The 17,655-nt window shown below is 72.2% G+C and carries 11 protein-coding genes and 1 pseudogene; 6 read left to right on the top strand and 6 right to left on the bottom strand.

The genetic code is table 11. The annotated features are described in order from the left end of the window. Positions 1-34 precede the first annotated feature (34 nt). On the bottom strand, positions 35-1,360 hold the full coding sequence (locus tag ACZ5SK_RS07790; protein ID WP_468575542.1) for an alpha/beta fold hydrolase: 1,326 nt from the start codon (positions 1,358-1,360) through the stop codon (positions 35-37). A gap of 279 nt (positions 1,361-1,639) precedes the next feature. On the opposite strand from ACZ5SK_RS07790, the pseudogene ACZ5SK_RS07785 reads away from it, so the two are divergent. The 6 genes and pseudogenes from ACZ5SK_RS07785 to ACZ5SK_RS07760 form a co-directional block, all read left to right on the top strand. Next, a pseudogene (locus tag ACZ5SK_RS07785) lies at positions 1,640-2,608 on the top strand (helix-turn-helix domain-containing protein); the annotation flags it as partial. A gap of 481 nt (positions 2,609-3,089) precedes the next feature. Next, positions 3,090-4,571 (top strand): MFS transporter, encoded by a 1,482-nt coding sequence (locus tag ACZ5SK_RS07780; RefSeq protein ID WP_468575578.1) that lies wholly within the window; start codon positions 3,090-3,092, stop codon positions 4,569-4,571. Between the two features lie 101 nt (positions 4,572-4,672). After that, positions 4,673-5,524, top strand: coding sequence for a DUF1932 domain-containing protein (locus ACZ5SK_RS07775; RefSeq protein WP_468575541.1), 852 nt, complete (start codon positions 4,673-4,675; stop codon positions 5,522-5,524). A gap of 17 nt (positions 5,525-5,541) precedes the next feature. Next, complete coding sequence (locus ACZ5SK_RS07770; RefSeq protein ID WP_468575539.1) at positions 5,542-5,982, top strand: hypothetical protein; 441 nt, start codon at positions 5,542-5,544, stop codon at positions 5,980-5,982. A 309-nt stretch (positions 5,983-6,291) separates the two neighbouring features. Then, positions 6,292-9,342 (top strand): glycosyl hydrolase, encoded by a 3,051-nt coding sequence (locus ACZ5SK_RS07765; protein ID WP_468575538.1) that lies wholly within the window; start codon positions 6,292-6,294, stop codon positions 9,340-9,342. Positions 9,343-9,485: 143 nt separating this feature from the next. Next, positions 9,486-10,616: an abortive phage infection protein gene (locus tag ACZ5SK_RS07760; protein ID WP_468575536.1), complete on the top strand. Its 1,131-nt coding sequence runs from the start codon at positions 9,486-9,488 to the stop codon at positions 10,614-10,616. An 8-nt stretch (positions 10,617-10,624) separates the two neighbouring features. Here the strand turns inward: ACZ5SK_RS07760 and ACZ5SK_RS07755 are convergent, their stop codons facing one another. The 5 genes from ACZ5SK_RS07755 to ACZ5SK_RS07735 form a co-directional block, all read right to left on the bottom strand. Further along, positions 10,625-11,791, bottom strand: a complete 1,167-nt coding sequence (locus tag ACZ5SK_RS07755; protein ID WP_334583768.1) for a Cmx/CmrA family chloramphenicol efflux MFS transporter — start codon at positions 11,789-11,791, stop codon at positions 10,625-10,627. A 285-nt stretch (positions 11,792-12,076) separates the two neighbouring features. After that, a complete protein-coding gene (locus ACZ5SK_RS07750; protein ID WP_334582193.1) occupies positions 12,077-12,868 on the bottom strand; it encodes a polysaccharide deacetylase family protein in 792 nt (263 codons plus the stop codon). A gap of 141 nt (positions 12,869-13,009) precedes the next feature. Further along, positions 13,010-14,941, bottom strand: coding sequence for a glycoside hydrolase family 5 protein (locus tag ACZ5SK_RS07745; protein WP_334582192.1), 1,932 nt, complete (start codon positions 14,939-14,941; stop codon positions 13,010-13,012). Positions 14,942-15,090: 149 nt separating this feature from the next. After that, positions 15,091-15,663 carry an AMIN-like domain-containing (lipo)protein gene (locus ACZ5SK_RS07740; protein WP_334582191.1) on the bottom strand — a complete coding sequence of 191 codons (573 nt, stop codon included), beginning with the start codon at positions 15,661-15,663 and terminating at the stop codon, positions 15,091-15,093. A 227-nt stretch (positions 15,664-15,890) separates the two neighbouring features. Then, positions 15,891-17,642, bottom strand: coding sequence for an RICIN domain-containing protein (locus ACZ5SK_RS07735; RefSeq protein WP_334582190.1), 1,752 nt, complete (start codon positions 17,640-17,642; stop codon positions 15,891-15,893). Positions 17,643-17,655: the final 13 nt, after the last annotated feature.

Here is a 17,655-nt window from a genome sequence, read left to right as displayed (position 1 = left end):
CCAGCCTAAGCGCGGCGCCGCCCGGCTCGGCGGGTCAGGGCAGGAGGGGGAGGGCGGCGCAGTTGGAGTGGGCGGGGCGAGCGTTGAGCCGGTCGGTGAGCCAGGAGATCGCGTGGCCCTGGTCGACGAGCAACGGCGTGAAGTGGTTGATCAGGGCCCGGCCGACGCTCGGCAGGATCACCGGCTTGTACGTGACGTCGGCGCCCTTGGCGCACCAGGCCGCGGCGAGCGAGCGCGCCTGCGCGTGCGGCACCAGATCGTCGGCGGTGCCGGTCGCCAGCCGCACCGGAGACGTCGGTTCGAGGGCGCCGATGCGCTGGTCGGCCAGGAACGCCTTCAGCGCCGGCTCCGACTGGACGACGTCGCCGATGGACCGCCCGTCCGTCGTCCAGGCGGTGCTGCGCGCCGAGTTGTAGGCGAGGAGGGCGTCGCCGACGCACATCGTCGACAGGTCCTTGAGCGCGGCGCGGCCGGCCGCGTTGAGGTGCGCGTCGGCGATCGGCTCGAGGGCGGGGTCGGACTCCAGGAACCCGTTCACCGCCCAGCCCAGCGCTCCGGCCAGATCGCTGCCGTCGATGGCCCTGGTGACGGAGACCAGGTCGGCGGGCGGGGCCCCCGTGTAGGTTCCGGCGAGGGTGACGTCGGGGGCGTAGGAGGGCTGCAGTTCGGCGGCGGCCGCCGTGGCCCCGCCGCCCTGGCTGTAGCCGAACAGCGCCACCCGGGAGGCGGACGTGAGCGACGTACCGTCGAGGGCACGGGCCGCGCGGACGGCGTCCAGGACGGCGTGTGCCTCGTCGACCCGGTTGACGTAGGTGTGCAGCCGGTCCGTCGAGCCCAGCCCCGTGTAGTCCGTGACGACGACGGCGATGCCCCGCGCGAGGAGACGGTAGATCGCCAGGTCCTCGTAACCGACGGACAGCGTCTGGCCGTTGACCAGGAGCGGGTGTTCCAGGCCGAGGGAGGCCGAGCACTGGTCGCCCTGGCCCATGGTGCCGGGCGCCACGGCGACCAGCGGCCGTGCTCCACTGCCCTTCCAGCGGGCCGACGGCTCGATGTAGGCGCCGGTGACCGCCATGGGCCGGCCGGCGGAGTCCGTGGACTTGTACATCAGCCGGGTCGCGGTGCCGGGCAGCGGTCCGTCGACGCCCGGCAGGCTCAGCGCGAGGGGCAGTGGTTCGGAGCGGACCAGGGCGCCGTCGGCCGCCGGGAGCGTGGCGGGCGGGTTGTAGAACGTGGGGATGGTGACGCCGCGCGAGACCACGGCGTCCGACTGCACTGTGGCGTCGGCGGGTACGGCGGTGACGCCGAGGCAGGCGGCCGCGGTGACGGCTGCGGCCAGCAGGCGGGTGGGGGTGGGCATGGCGGACCTCCGGGAAGGGGGAGGCCGAGCCTTCGTCTGCGGCTCGGGTGGCGGACGGCCCGGTGGGGTACGGGCCGTGACGACCGAGCGGCACGCGACCGCGGTCGCCCACCGCAGCCCGCACCGCTCTTAGACGATCTGTCAGGACCGTAGCGGTGGTTCGGTTACCTCGGGTAGCAGCCGGTAGGTTACGGTTCAGTAATATGACTCCCCGGTAGCAAGCGCGAAGCCTGCGCATCGGCGATCAGGCCCGCTCGCGCGGTGTGGTTGACTTGCTCCGTGTTGCATGAGTCGGTGTTCCGCACCACGGACCTGCCGGTGGACGATCGGTTCGAGGCGTGGGCGGAGCGCATGGGCAACACCCACGCGCCCATGCACCTCACCAGCGACCGCACCGCGGACTACCACGGCCACCAACGCGTGATCGGGCTGGGCGATGTGACGGTGTGGCCGGCCACCTTCGACCACCTGGTCTTCCGCCGTACGCCGAAGCTCGTCCGCCAGTCCGATCCCGAGACCTACCACCTCTCCCTGCTGCTGAAGGGCGAGGGAGCCGCCGACTGGGGCAGACAACAGGCCGCCTACCGGATGAACGACTTCCACATCAACTCCTCCTCCCGGTCGTGGGAGGTCTTCACCGGCGCCGATTCCGTCACCATCGTCGGCCTTGAGGTCCCGCGCGCCCTGGTGGCCGTGCCCGGGCACCGAGCCGACCGGATGCTGGGGACTCTCCTGTCGGGCCGGGAAGGGATCGGCGCGCTGCTCTCGCAGTTCCTCCTCCAACTCGTCGCGGACACCTCGCCCTACCAGCCCTCGGACGCACCCCGGTTGGGCACGGTCGTCTCGGACCTGGTCACGGCCCTCTTCGCGCACGCCGCGGACGCCGACCTCCCGCTCCCGCCGGAGACCCACGGCCGCACCCTCACCCTCCAGGCCAAGACGTTCATCCGCCGACACCTCGGCGACCCGGGCCTGACCCCCGCCATGGTCGCCGCCGCACACCACATCTCCCGCAGCTACCTCTACCGCCTGTTCCAGGCCGAAGGCCTCACCGTCGCCTCCTACATCCGGGACCAGCGACTGGAAAACGCCCGACGCGAGCTCACCGACCCGCGGCGGCGCGCGCTGCCCATCCACGCCGTCGCCGCCCGCTGGGGCTTCCCCCGCGCCGCCGAGTTCACCCGGGCGTTCCGCACCGCCTACGGCCTCCCGCCCAGCGAACTGCGCGAACAGGCGCTGAACGGGGCGCAGCCCCCGGCACGCTCAGCCCTGCCGCCCGCGGCATCGGCGGTGGACGCGGCGCAGGGTGCGGCGGTGGATGCAGAGGTGGAGACAGGGGTGGAGACAGGGGTGGACGCTCCGCCAAGCAGGTGTGGACGGTCGGCCAACGACACCCCGGGCGCCTCTCCCGCATCCTGGTGATCCGCGGTGAACGCCGACACCCGCGACAGCCGAGGCCGTGCCAGGACAACAGGGGAGTCCTGGCACGGCACGGGCCCCCGACGACGCACGCCGTACACGTCCGACGACGCACGCCGTCCACGGGTGATCGAGTGGTGACGGCCCGGCCCCGGGCGTACCGTCGAACGGTGGACCCGACAGTGGACGCGCCCGTTCACTGACCTCTCCCCAGGGCCCGCGTCCGAGCGGGCGACATGTCATGAGCAGCGTTCCGCAACCGACCTCGGCACCCGAGGCCACCGTCCGGCAGGACGGCGGCGGTAACGCGATGGCGCTGCTGGTCATCGCGTCGTGCCAGCTCATGGTGGTCCTGGACATCACCATCGTGAACATCGCACTGCCGGACATCCAGCGCTCCCTGGACTTCTCCACCACGAGCCTGGCGTGGGTGGTCAACGCCTACACCCTCACCTTCGGCGGCCTGCTGCTGCTCGGCGGCCGGACCGGCGACATCCTCGGCAGACGGCGCATGTTCGTCTTCGGAGTGCTGCTGTTCGTGCTCGCCTCCCTGCTCGGCGGCCTCGCCCAGAACGAGGCCCAACTCCTCGCCGCACGCGCCCTGCAGGGCATGGGCGGCGCCGTCGCCTCCCCGACCGCGCTCTCCCTGGTCAGCACGACGTTCCGCGAAGGTCCCGAGCGCAACCGGGCCTTCGGGGTCTTCGCCGCGGTCTCGGCGGGCGGCGGCGCGATCGGCCTGCTCGCCGGTGGCGTGCTCGTCGAGTGGCTGAACTGGCGGTGGGTGCTCTTCGTCAACGTCCCCATCGGACTGCTCATCGCCCTCGCCACACCCCACTGGATCAGGGAATCCGAACGCCACCCCGGGCACTTCGACCTCACCGGCGCGCTGACCTCCACCGTGGGCATGGTCCTTCTGGTGTACGGGTTCATTCGGGCCGCGCAGGAAGGGTGGCGGGACGTCGTCACACTGGCCTCGTTCGGCGCGGCCGTCGTCGTCCTCGCACTGTTCGTCCTGGTCGAACGGCGGTCCAGGCAGCCGATCACGCCGCTGCACATGTTCGCCGACCGCAACCGGGCGGGCACGTACGGGATCATGCTGTGCCTCGCCGCCGCGATCTTCGGCATGTTCTTCTTCCTCACGCTCTTCGTGCAGAACGTGCTCGGCTTCAGCCCGCTGGCGACCGGCTTCGCCTTTCTGCCGGTCAGCGCGGTCATCGCGGTCGGCGCCGGGCTGGCCTCGCGGTTCCTGCCCCGGTTCGGCCCCAAGCCCTTCATGGTGGTGGGCGCGATCCTCGCGGCGGCCGGCCTGTCCTGGCTGACCCTGACCGACATCCACTCCACCTACGCGGGCAGTGTGCTCGGCCCGATCCTCGTCTTCAGCCTCGGCATGGGCATGGAGTTCGTCTCCCTGACCCTGATGGCGCTGTCCAACGTGCCCCCGCAGGAGACCGGCGCGGCCTCCGGACTCCTCAACGCCACCCAGCAGGTGGGCGGTTCGCTCGGCCTGTCCATCCTGGTCACGATGTACGGCACGGCCAGCCGCAACGAGGCGGACCGGCAGATCCCCGCCTACCTGGCCCAGGCGACCCCGGCCGAACGCCTGCGCTTCCGGCACACCGGGCAGCTTCCCGCCCCCTGGTCCCACGAGATCCTCACCGCCGGCGTCTCGGCCGCCTTCGTCATGGCGGCGATCTTCACGCTCCTGGCCGCGCTGATCGCGGTCGTGGTGATCCAGGTCCGCCCCTCCGACCTGGAGCGCCTCAAGGGCAGCACGGTCCCGGGCGGCGTCTGATCCCGCAGACGCGACGGGGGACGAGTGAGCAACTGCGCGGTCCGGCGGGTTAGTGTCCGCACATGGGGCATCGAGACGTGGGGATTCTGTACCCCGGAACCATGGGAGCACGCGTTGCGGCGCAGGCCGTGGCGGCGGGAGCCAGGCTCTGGTGGCCGGCGGAAGGCCGGTCGGAGGCGACGCGGCGGCGGGCCGCCGAGTTCGGGCTGCGGCCTGCCGGCAGCATCGAGGAACTGGCCCGGACATGCGAGGTCGTCCTCAGCGTGTGTCCGCCCGCGGCTGCGCTCGACGTCGCCGGACAGGTGGCGGCGGCCGGTTTTCGCGGCGTCTACGCCGATGCCAACGCGGTGAGTCCGGAGCGGATGGCCGACATCACCCAGGTGTTCGACGGCACCGGCGTGACGGTCGTGGACGGCGGCATCACCGGGCCGCCCCCGCGCGAAACGGGCACGACCCGGCTGTACCTCTCGGGCGACGACACGGCCGTGGCCCGGGTCGCGGCCCTGTTCGACGGAACGGCGCTCATCCCGGTCGTCCTGGCGGGGCCGATCGGGCGGGCGTCCGCGCTCAAGCTGGCGTTCGCCGCGTACAACAAGATCTCGTACGCCCTGGCCGCCCACGCCTGCGCGCTGGCCGACGGCCACGGGGTGCTGGACGATCTGCTCGACCTGGCGGAGCAGTCGCTGCCCGGCACCCCACTGGCCGGGATCGAGCAGTTGGCCGCCGCCGGGCCGCGGGCCTGGCGGTGGGAGCCGGAGATGCGCGAGATAGCCCGGGCCTGCCGCGCAGTGGACGTACCGGCAGCCTTCGCCGAGGCCGCCGCCGAGACGTTCGGACGGTGGGAGGCCCACAAGGACGACCCGACGGTGACCGGCGGGCAGCTGATCGCGGAGCTGGTCGAGGACGGTCCGGTGTCCACGAAGCGTCAACGGAGGAGTTTGCCGTCGCAGTGAGCGGCAACGCGATGTCCATGAGTGAACCGAACAAGAAGACGAACGAAGAGTCCGCGGCGGAGCGGCTGACCGCGTCCAAGGCGCGGCGCACCACGGACAAGGCGACCGCTCCGGCCGCCCGGACCGCGAAGAACGCCGCGGCGAAGGCGGACGACGCGGCCTCGGCCACGAAGAACGGGGTCGAGCGCTCGGCCGAGGCGACGACCGGGGCCGTGCAGAGCGCGGCGCACGGAGCCGCCCGGGGGGTCGAGGCGGGCCGCCAGGCGATCGTCGCGACGTCGGGGCAGGTCGCCGCGACCGCCAGGACGGCCTGGACGGTCATCGCGCACCGCAAGCTGGTCGCCGCCGGAGTCGGCGCCGGCCTGTCCGCCCTGACGGCGGCCTCGTACGCCGCAGGACGTCGCGCCGCCCGCCACCCGCACGGCCCCCTCACCCGGCTCACCGGCGGCCGGATCTGACAGCTCGACCTGATCGTCTCGGCCGCCCTCGCCGTCGCAGGACTCGCAGGACTCGCAGGATTCCGGAGCCGCCGCCGTAGCCAACTGGTCCAACTCCACAGGCCGGTTGACGGCCCGGAGGCTGCGGCGGTGTCCGGTGGTGTGTTTGTCACCGGCCGTCGGTCCGTCTGCCGGTCCGTCTGCCGCTCCGAAGTGTCGTAGATCTTGACCCTGGTCGGAGCCTGGGCTTAGCGTTCCCGCGTCGAGAGTGATTGAAACGATTCAAAAACCCTCGGCGATCAACACCGTCGACGATCACAGGGGGCGCTCATGCAGGATCAGGTCGCGGACGTCGCGGAGGTCGCGCAGCTCGACGGCATGTCACGGCGAGCGGTTCTCGCCGCCGGGGCCACGGCGGGCATCGCGGCCGGGATCGCCGCGACCCTGGGCGCGGGCGCACCCGCCGTGGCGGCGCCGGACGTCGCCGCAGGCCCCGGACCGGCCGCCGACTGGTTCACGAACCCGGCCCGCCGGGTGCGCCCCAAGTTCCGCTGGTGGTGGCCGGACGGTCTGGTGAACGCCGACGAGATCGCCCGCGAGGTCGACCAGATCGCGGACGCGGGATTCGGCGGCGCGGAGATCGCCGCCGTCCATCACAGTGTCAAGGACAAGTCGGTCCTGGACACCGCGCACCACGGATGGGGCAGCAGACCATGGCGCGACGGCGTCGAGGCCGCCCTGCGTCGCGCCGCGAGACGCGGCCTCACCATCGACCTCACCCTCGGCCCCAGCTGGCCCGTCGCGGTCCCCGGCGTCACCCCGGACGACGAGGCCGCGGCCAAGGAACTCGTGCACGGCCGGGCCTCGTTGACCGCAGGGGCCACCTACCGGGGCCCGGTGCCGCCGCCCACGCACGCCCCCGCCGCCGGCGTCACCCGGCAGCGGCTCCTCGCCGTGCAGGCCGCCCGTGTCGACCCGGCCAACTCCACCCGAAAGGAGACCGGGCTCGACCCCTCCAGCGTCCGTGACCTCACCTCCGCCGTCGACGCGGACGGCGCCCTGACCTGGACGGCGCCCGAGACCGGGGACTGGGTGCTGGTCTCCTACTGGACCCGTGGCTGCGGTCAGCAGCCCGAGTCCGGCCCGCACTCCTCCCCGGCCGCCTACGTCGTCGATCATCTCGACCCGGCCGGCACCGCGGCCGTCACCGACTACTGGGAGCGGCACCTGCTGACGCCCACCCTGCGCGGCCTGCTGAAGGTGGCGGGCGGCGCCTTCTTCGAGGACTCCGTGGAGCTGGAGACGGACGGCCTGACCTGGACGACGTCACTGCCGGACGCCTTCGAGAAGCACACCGGCAGGCCCCTGCTGCCGTACCTGCCCGCCCTCGTCCTGAGCGGCGGCAACCAGGTGTTCGCGTTCGAGGCGCAGCTGACCCGGCAGATCCGGCACGACTTCTGGGATACCTTCTCGGACCTGTTCAACCGCCATCACGTCCGCGCGCTGCGGGACTGGGCCCACTCCCTCGGCATGACCCTGCGCGCCCAGCCCTACGGCCTGCAGACCGACGCGATCGCCTCGGCGGCGATCCTCGACCTCCCCGAGGGCGAGTCCCTCGGCTTCAAGAACCTCGACGACTTCCGCTGCCTCGCCGGCGGCCGGGACATGGCAGGCCACACCGTCCTGTCCTGCGAGGCGGGCGCCTACAACGGCACCGCCTACAGCACCACCTGGGACCGTTTCCTGCGCACCATGGGCGGCGCCTACGCGGCGGGCGTCAACCAGACCGTCGTCCACGGCTTCTCCTACGCCACCGCCCCCGGCGCGAGCTGGCCCGGCTTCGCCGCCTTCAGCCCGTACAACGGCGGCCCCGGCTACGGCGAATCGTGGGGGCCCCGGCAGCCCACCTGGCAGCACCTGCCGGACATCGCCGCCTGTCTCGGACGCGTGCACGGGGTGCTCCAGTCCGGCACCGCCCGCGCCGACGTGGCCGTCTTCCGGCAGACCGGCTACGCCGCCACCGGCATCGGAGCCTCCTGGTTCACCGCGACCGGCGTGCCGCTCGGCTGGACCCACCAGTTCCTCAGCGGCCCGCTCCTGGACCTGCCGAGCGCCACCGTCTCCGGCGGCCGGCTCGCCCCGAACGGACCCGCCTACAAGGCCCTGTTCGTCGAGGGCGACTTCTTCTACGGCTCCACCCCCACCCTCGCCTTGGCCGACGCCCACCGCCTGCTGAGGCTGGCCGAGGACGGGCTGCCGATCGTCCTGCTCGGCGCCTTCGACCAGCCGCTGACCCCGGGCGTCCCGGACGACGGCGACACCGACCGGCTGCACGAGCTCCTCGCCCGGCTGCTCAGCCTGCCCAACGTCACCCGGATCACCGACAAGGCCGCCGTGGGCGACGCCCTCACCCGCCTCGGAGTCACCCCGGACGTACGCCACGCCACCGCGTCCACACTCCTGAACGCCCATCGAGTCACCCGCGACGCCGACTTCTACTACCTCTGCAACGGCAAGCACGCGGAGGCCGTCAAACCGCCCGTGGCAGCGATCGACCACGAGGTGACGCTGCGTCACACCCGCCGGACGCGGGGCGCGGCGACCGTCCCGTACCTGCTGGACCCGTGGACGGGCGAGGTCACGCGGATCGCCCGGTACACCGAGGAACACGGCGACGTCACCGTGCGCGTCGCCCTGCAGCCCGGGCAGGTGATGATCGTCGCCCTGGGACGTCCGGGACTCTTCGCCGACCGCAACGGCGCCCGACCGCACGTCCTCACCACGGACGCGCCCGAAGTACTGTTCGACGGAGGGAAGCTGACAGCACGTTCGACCACGGCGGGGACGTACACGACACTGCTGTCCTCAGGCCGCACGGTCACCACGACCGTCCCGTCCGTGCCCGCCCCGATCACCCCCGGCCGGTGGCGGCTGGACGTCGAGGACCGGCGCCCCGGAGCCACCCCCGCCCGCACCGAGCTCGTCCGCCGCACGCTGACCCTCGACGCGCTGCTGCCCTGGTCGCGGATCCCGGAACTCGCCGACTCCGCGGGCATCGGCCGCTACCGCACGACGATCGACCTGCCGTCCGGCTGGACCTCGTGCCACGGCGCACACCTGGACCTCGGCCAGGTCTCCGACACCGCCCGCGTCACCGTCAACGGCATCGGCGCGCCACCCGTCGACCGGCTCAGGCCGGTCGTCGACGTCGGCCCCCTCCTCCGGCGCGGCGCCAACGTCATCGAGGTGGAGGTGGCGACCCCCCTCGTCAATCGACTCCGGGTCGCCCAGCCGACCGTCTTCGGCGCCGTCGCCCGCCAGGACCACGGGCTCATGGGCCCGGTACGACTGCTGCCGTACGGTCAGGCCGTGATCGGCTGAGGGGGGAGGGGGCGGGCGCCGTCTTTCGGATGCGTCCCGGCCGCCGAAACGACCGTACGCCCGCCCCCTGCACCCACCTTCGTCGCCGTGAGGCAGACCATCGGCCGACTGCGCCTCGCGTCCGGCTCCAGCACGGTAGGGGCATGGCGGAAACGAATCGGATCGGTCGGGCCGGATTCCTGGCCGGGATGGCGGCGATCGGCGCCGCGGGCGCGCTCGGCCCTGCGGGGCGGGCACAGGCCACGGGACGGCGGCGCGGACTCAGGCACCGGGGCGTCGTCTACACCGTGGGGGAGGGCGAGAGTCCGGCCACGGGCTGGAACGCCCAGCGGATGCGGGCGGACATCCGGGCCATCCGCCAGGACGTGCACGCCGACACGGTCGACGTCACCGGCGACGGAGTGGAACGCCTCGCGGCGACCGCGGCCGAGGCGGCCGAGCAGGGCCTGCACGTATGGCTGCAGCCCACCCTGGGCGACGTCCCGCAGCGGGACATCCTCGAACACCTCGCGGAGACGGGCCGCGTCGCGCAGCGGCTGCGCAGGCAGGGCGCGAGCGTCGACCTCAGCGTGGGCTGCGAGTTCTGGCTGTTCGTGCCCGGCATCCTGCCCGGGGAGACCGTGCTGGAGCGGGTCCGCAACCGCCTGAACGGCACCTACGACCCCGTGGTGACGCAGCGCCGGCTCGACGCCTTCACGGCCCGCGCGGCGAGGACCGGCCGCTCGGTCTTCGACGGCCGGCTCAGCTACGCCGCCGCACAGGACGACCAGGTCGACTGGTCGCTGTTCGACGTCGTAGGCATCGACTACTACTCCTTCTTCCCCCGGCCCGCCGACTACGTGAAGGAACTGCGCCGCTTCCTGCGCTGGGGCAAGCCCCTGACCATCACCGAGTTCGGCACCTGCGCCTACGTGGGAGCGCCGGAGACGGGCGGCATGGGCTGGGACGTGGTCGACTACGACAAGGACCCCGAGGAGATCAAGGGCCACCTAGTCCGCAGCGAACGCACCCAGGCCGACTACGTCACCGCGCTCCTACGGGTCTTCGAGTCGATGGGACTGTACGCGGCGATGGCCTTCGAGTTCGTCACCCCCGACGCCCCGCACCGCGCGGACAACCCCCGCTTCGACATCGACATGGCGTCCTACGCCGTCACCAAGACCGTGCAGAAACGCCCGGGGCACCCGGAGGCGGGCTGGCACTGGGAACCCAAGCAGGCCTTCCACGCCCTGGCCCGCCACTACGCCGACCGCACCCCGGGCACACCGCGTTGAACCGGCGTCTACCTCGTCTGCTCCCGCACGGGTGCGCGGTTGCGGGCGCGTGAAGCGGCGGTGACGGTGATCGCCGTCGCCGCCGCGGCCAGGGCGGCGCTGACCCATGCGGCGCCTCGGTAGTCGTCCGCGGCGCCGGTCGCGGCGCCGGCCAGCAGCGGCCCCAGGAACGCGCCGACGTTCAACGCCACGGTGGCGAACGCCCCGCCCAGGGACGGCGCGTGGGACGCGACGCGCATGACGCGGCCCACGAGAGCCGATCCGACACCGAACGACAGCCCGCCCTGGACGACCGCCAGCACGAACAGCAGGACCGCGTCCGTACTGGCGACGGCCAGCGCCGCCCATCCGACCGGCAGCGCGCACAGGGCGCGTACCAGGCCGCGCCGCATCCGGCCGTCGCCCGTCCGCCCGACGACCGTCACTGCGATGAAGGCTCCGCCCCCGAACCCGGCGAGCAGCCCGGCAACGGCGCCTTCGGGGAGGTGGGCGACCTCCGTGGCAAGGACGGCGAGATAGGCGTACGTCGCGAAGGTCGCCCCGTTGACCAGGGCCGCGAGGACCAGCGCCGACCGCACCGCCCGTGACCTCAAGTCCCGCGCCTCGTCCCGGATCGACACCTTCCGCGGACGGGACGCGTCGACGGGCGCGGACCGAAAGACCAGCGTCAACGCAGGCAGGCACAGCGCGGCGACCGCCCAGAACGCGGCACGCCAGCCGGACCAGTCACCGAGCAGCGCGCCCGCGGGCACGCCCACGACGCACGACAGTGTCACGCCCGACAACAGGACGGCGGTGGCCCTGGTCTGCTTCGCCGGGTGGGTCAGCGCGGTCGCCACGGACAGGGCGACCGCCAGGAAACCGGCGTTGACGATCGCGGCGACGACCCGGGTCCCGAACAGCACGGGGAAGCTCGTCGTGACGGCGCCGACGACATGCACGACGACGAAAGCGGCCAGGAACGCGGCGAGCGCGCGACGGCGTGGCCAACGCGCGCTGAGCGCGGCCATCACAGGTGCGCCCACGACCATCCCGATGGCGTACGCGGACGTCAGACTCGCGGCGGCACCCACCGACACGGACAGGTCCCGGGCGATTCCCGGTACGAGACCGGAGAGCATGAACTCGGAGGTTCCCTGGGCGAAAACAGCAAGGCCGAGGATGTGGACGAACACAGGCAAGGGATCGACTCCAGCGTCGGAATGCGTGGGCAGAAGCATCCGCGCGTCATCCGTCGACATCGACCTGCGTCACCTGCGACCGAGGCGAGAGCAGAAACGGGACGAGACACGCGGAGCGCGCGTCCGGTCACCGGAAACAGGGTCGAGCACCGACCGGTCGTCGACCGGTCAGCCGACCCGCCGCCGGGCGACCGGCGGCTCCGCTCTGTCCGACTCGGGGCTCGTCACCCGACGCACCCTACGGACGGCCTCCCCCGCCCACAACCGAATTGACTCGCCTCAACGGACCGGGAAGCCGAACGAATACCCCTGCTGCTTCAGCCACGGCAGGACCTCACGCAGGGCGGCGACGGTCTGGGCGCGGTCCCCGCCGGCGTCGTGGAAGAGGATGGTCGGGCCGTTGGAGACTTCTTTCTTGACGGTGGCGACGATCGCGGCGGCGCCGGGATGCTCGAAGTCCTTGGTGTCGACGTTCCAGCCCAGCGGCCGCATCCCGTGGGACGCGGCGAGGGTGCGGCTGTAGGGGGTGAAGGCGCCGCCGGGGGCCCGGTAGTACAGGGGCCGCACGCCCCCCGAGGCTTCGGTGATCATGCGCTCGGCGTCCAGGATCTGCTGCGACTGGTAGGCCTCGGACTTGGTGTCCATGGTCGTGTCGTGCGACACGGAGTGGTCGCACAGCCGGTGCCCGGCCGCCACCACCGCCTTGACCAGGTCCGGGTGGGCCTGGGCTTGTGTGCCCACCATGCAGAAGGTCGCCTTCACCCCGTTCTCCTCCAGCACCTTCAGGACCTGCGGGGTCCAGACCGGGTCCGGCCCGTCGTCGATGGTGATGTTGACGCCATGGGCCCCGGCGTCCGAGGCGTGGGCGATCTCCACGGCCACCGCCGCCGGCGCCCGGCCGGCGGCGGCGCCCGCGGCGGAGGGACGCGCCGATACTCCTGCTGCCGCCCGCGGATCGTCGGACTGGCCGGCCTGTGCCGTCCACACCGAGGTGGCGGCTGCCACCGCCGTCACCCCGACCGCCGCCGCGAAGACCCGGCCGTACCATCCCCGCCCGCCATGCCGCGCCATGTCTGCCCTGTCCTCGTCGAGTCGCTGGAACCACCTGCAGCTGTCAGGACGGGCTAAGAGCGGGAAGGGATCCGTCTGTTACGGATCACGGACAATTTCGCGGAGGTTCCGGGACGCACGAGCACGCGCACGGCACGGTGTTCAGGTCCGCAGCAGGCCGCAGAGCAGGGCCGCGGGGCCCGGCGTGCTGCCGAGGCGGGTGGTGAAGGCGATGCCGGCGGCGTACTCGTCGGCGGCGCACTGGCCCTTGTAGCGGCCCTGGGCGAATTCGCCGCCGGGGTCGCCGGCGGGCCGGTTGTCGGACCGGTCGAACCAGACGGTCCGTCCCGGGCGGCCCAGCGCGGTGCGGGACGGGACGCACAGCGCCGCCGACACCCGGTCGCCGCGCCGGCTGTAGCCGATGAGGAACTGGCCGGCGGGGCACTGGAGTTTGGTGTACCCGCCGGCCCAGTCGCCGTCCGCCGGGACATGGCGTTCGTCGGTGACGACCGTCTGGGCGTTGCCCGCGGCCCGCAGATCGCCGCCGCTCGTGTCGGTGCACAGGCCCCGCCCGCCGGTATGGCTGAGGCCGGTCAGCCGCAGGCCGTCGGGGCAGGCGGCCTTGGCGGCTCCGGGGTCCCAGTCGCCGCCCGACCGCACCCGCAGGGACTGCACGGCGTCGCCGTGGTCGGTGGTGAGCATGCGCCAGACAGGCGCCGGCGCGACGGGGCCGGTGCGGGTCGGGGAGGCCATCAGGTGTTCCCAGGCCGTGCCGCGCCAGTCGCCCCGGTCGAGGATCCCGTACCGTCGCCCCGCGCTGTCGTAGCGCAGCAGCGCCCAGTCGTCGTGGCCCTCCCAGCCGACCAGGGGCCAGTAGGCGAAGTCGGCGTCCCGGTCGGCGAAGTAGTCGGTGATGTTCCCGAACCAGGTGCGGGCGGCGGTGCCCGTCTCCTGGGCGCCGACGCCGAACTCGCTGATCCACACGGGCGCCGTGTAGTGCTGTCCTTCCGCGGTGACGAAGAAGGCCTGGTCGGCGAGGGCTTGGTACAGCTGGTCGCGGGAGAGGTCCTGGTAGCGGGGGTCGTGGGTCTCGCCGATTCCGGTGGCGCCGCTGTGCCGGGGGCCGGTGTAGCCGTAGAAGTGGGCGGAGTAGACCAGCTTGTGGGCGTCCACCAGGGTGTGCGACAGCGTGCGCACGGGGGTGAGGGTGGGGCGGTCGTGCGGGAGGCCGTCGACGGGCAGACCGGTCCAGTTGATGCCCTCGACGACGATCAGCAGGCCCGGATTGCCCTCGGTGAGGATGCGGTCCGCGGCGAGCTGGGCCGCGGTGTACCAGTCGTGGTCGTCGCCCAGGCCCCAGTTGGGGTCGTCCAGCACGTCACGGCGTACTTCGTTGTAGAGGTCCGCGGCCACGACCCGGGGGTCGGGGGCGTAGCGGCGGGCCATGAAGACCCAGTCGTCGGTCCACTGCCGAGTGGACTGGCCGCTGTTCCAGCGTTCGTTGCCGTCGACGCCGCAGCACCAACGGGAGGTGTTGGTGTGGTTGTTGAGGACGACCGCGAACCCGTCGTGGGTGAGGGCGGCCACGACGGCGTCGTAGATCTGCAGGGGTGTCCTGCCGCGCAGCTGCGGGTTGGCCGTGACCGCGGCGTCCGGCACGGGGGCCGTGGCGTGGATCATCTCGTTGGAGAACGGCAGCCGCACGCTGTTGATGCCGAGGGCGTGGAAGTCGGCGAGCAACGCGGGCAGCGGGGCTCGGTCCAGGCCGAGGGGGATGCCGTAGGAGTTCTGGCCGGCGTGGTGGTCGGCGGGATCGGCGGCATCGCCGTTTCCCGTCCACGAGCCCTGTGCGCCGTCCCAGTTGGCCGACTTCAGGCGGAAGCGGCGGCCCTGGGCGTCGACGATGTAGCGGCCGCGGGTGGACAGCGGTGGCTGCCAGGTGTCGGCCGCCCAGGGAGTGGCCTGGGCGGCGCCCTCGGAGGCGGCAGGGGCCCGGGCGGCGGCGACCGCGGCGGGTGCCGGGGTCAGGGTGGCGAGAACCGTGGCAAGCGCTGTCAGGTACTTGACAAGTCTGGCAGGTCTGAAGGTCTGCATCCGGTCCTCTGGGGGCGTGTGGGGTGTGTGTCGGTGGGAGGCGAACGAGCGGCGGCTGCCTGCCTACGGACGCGCGGCGCCCGGTGCCGGCCCGATGAGGCCGGGCGCCGGGGCGCCGCGCAGCGGTGCAGTGCCCGTGGACGTGGATATCACCAGCTGTGTGCGACGTCCAGCACGAGGTGGTCGGCCAGCCGAAGTACACGGAAGGGCAGACGTGCGCGCACGCCGAGCCCGAACTGTGTCACGCCCTCGAAGCTCCCGGCGTACCGGGTGTCCTGGAAGGTGCGGTAGCCGGTGAGGTCCACGCCCGGCAGCGGTTGCGCGACCCGGCCGGGGTAGGTGGGGGCGCCGGTCTCGGGGTTGTAGGCGGGCGCGTTCACCCGGACGTCCAGGATGGCGCCGCCGCGGACGGGGATGGGGCGGCCGGAACCGTCCTGTTCGAGCACGTCGACGTAGCCCACCGAGAAGCCGAGCGCGTCGCTGCCCGCGCCCGGGACGTCGATGACGAACCGGTCGTAGCAGTCGTGGGCGCCGGTCCTGACGTTCGTGACCGGAGTCGCGGTGCTGGTGACGAACGTCTTGTCCAGGCTCCCCCAGCCGGTGGGACAGGCCGCAGCGGTCCGGGCCGCGGCGGCCGGCGCGGCTTCGGCCGGTACCGCGGCCACCCCGAGCGTGGCGGTCAGGAGGGCGGCGGTGGCCCAGATGGTTCTGTTTCGCACCATGATCTCCCCCAAGGATTTGCGTGGCTGACATCAACTGAGACAACCGGATCGCCCCATGGGTTGCACTGTCTTCACGTCTGTCTGCTGGGCGCGGAAGAGCCGACCCGAGGCGCAGCCCGTGGCCTGAAACCGACGGACCTTCTTCCGCAGCTCAAGCCTGTGTCCCCGGCCGCCGACATCGGCCAGGGACACAGGGGCTCGTGGGTCAGTGCGCGGTCAGCGGGAGATCAGCGGGAGGTCAGCTTCCAGAGGTGGTCCGCCGTGCCGTTGTCGGTCCACTGCAGGACCTGCGCGCCGGACGAGGTGCTCATGCCGTTCACGCCGAGCAGGAGCCCGCTGTTGTAGTTGGCGATCTTGTAGAAGCCGTCGCGGGCCGGAACGAGCTGCCAGAGGTGGTCGGCGGTGCCGTTGTCACCCCAGATCAGCGCCGTGCCGCCGTCGGCGGTGCTCATGCTGTTGATGCCCAGCAGCAGCCCGCTCTTCTGGTTGACGATTTTGTACAGGCCCGAGCCCGCCGCGACCAGGGTCCAGTTCTGGTCCGTTCCCGTGGTGGAGGTCGACTGGACCACCGAAGTGCCCTGGGCCGTGCCCGCGTTCACGGTGTCCAGGGCGAGACCGCTGTTCTTGTTGGTGATCTGGTAGCGCCCGGCGAGCGAGGTGGAGGCGCCGCTCGGAGTGATCACCAGGTGGTAGCCGTCGGAGGCGTTCATCGTGACGGGCACGGTGATCGAGCCGTTGCTGACGGCGTAGTCCGCGTCCGAGACGGTGATCGGGCCGGGGGAGGCGGTGAGCCGGCCGGTGTGCGGGCTGTACTCCAGCTTGACGTGGACCGTGCTGCCGAAGGCCGACAGGGACGAGAGACCGTTCACGGTCACGGCGCAGGAGCCGGTGCAGCCCCCGGTCACGACGCTGATCTGGTTGCCCGCACTGTTCAGGGAGGCGAGACCGTCGATGCCGGTCTGCGCGGGCGGCGTGGTGACCAGCATGTTCCCCGACATGTCGCCGTACCACTTGTACGTCCAGTAGGAACCGTTGGGCGAACCGCCGGTGTCGATGAGCGTGTCGCCGAGGGTGCCGTAGTGGTTCCAGAAGGCGAGCTCGGCGTCACGCACCCCGGCCCGTTCGAACTTGGCGGCGTAGCCGATGAGTGCGCCCGAGTTGCCCATCTCGTCGGGAGTCCCGTACTCCTCGATGGCGATCGGGCGCGCACTGATGCCGAGACTCGACTCCAGGGAGCGGTAGGCGGCGACATGGGCGGCGATGTCCTTGCTGCCCTGCAGCTCATGCCAGGCGATGACGTCGGGGACCGTGCCGCTCGCCTTGGCGTCGGTGAGGAAGGAGCTCATCCAGGACTGGTTCCACGCCGAGTAGCTCGGTCCCTGGACCGGCGTCCTGGTGTCCTTGGCGCGGACCTCCTTGAACGTGCGCGCCCAGCCCGCGTTGAACGCACCCGCGTTGGCGGTGTCCCAGGTCCAGTCGGGTTCGTTCCACAGCTCGTACGCGCTGATGTTCGTCGCGCCGGAGGACTGCACGGAGGCGACCTGCTTGTCGACCGCGGACAGCCAGTCGGTCCAACTCACCCATTTGTAGGGGAAGTTCGGGTACCAGTCCGGCATTCGTACGACGACCTTGGCGCCGGCGCGGGCCGCCTTCGGCGCGACGACGAGGGCGTCCCCTGCGGGCTTGGGCTCGCCGTTGGGCAGCTGGGAGCCGCCCGGGGCCATCTGGACGAAGGTGTTCGGCTTGAGCGCGTTGACCACGCTGTCGGCGGGCGTGCTGTTGTCCGCGAGGCCGTAGAGACTGCCGGTCGCGACGTGCGTGACCGGCCGGAGGGTCTGGTTGGCGTTGACGACCAGGGTGGTGGCTGTCGTGGGCGCGGCGTCGGCGGGGACCGCCGCGGCGAGTGCGGCAGCGGTGAGAGCGGCGGCGCCGACGGCTGCGGTGAGGCGGCCGTGAAGGGGTGGTCTGGTGCGGCTCATCAAGGGAGTTCTC

The organism is Streptomyces sp. NPDC031474 (assembly GCF_055581185.1).
This window is presented reverse-complemented; position numbering and strand designations above follow the sequence as displayed.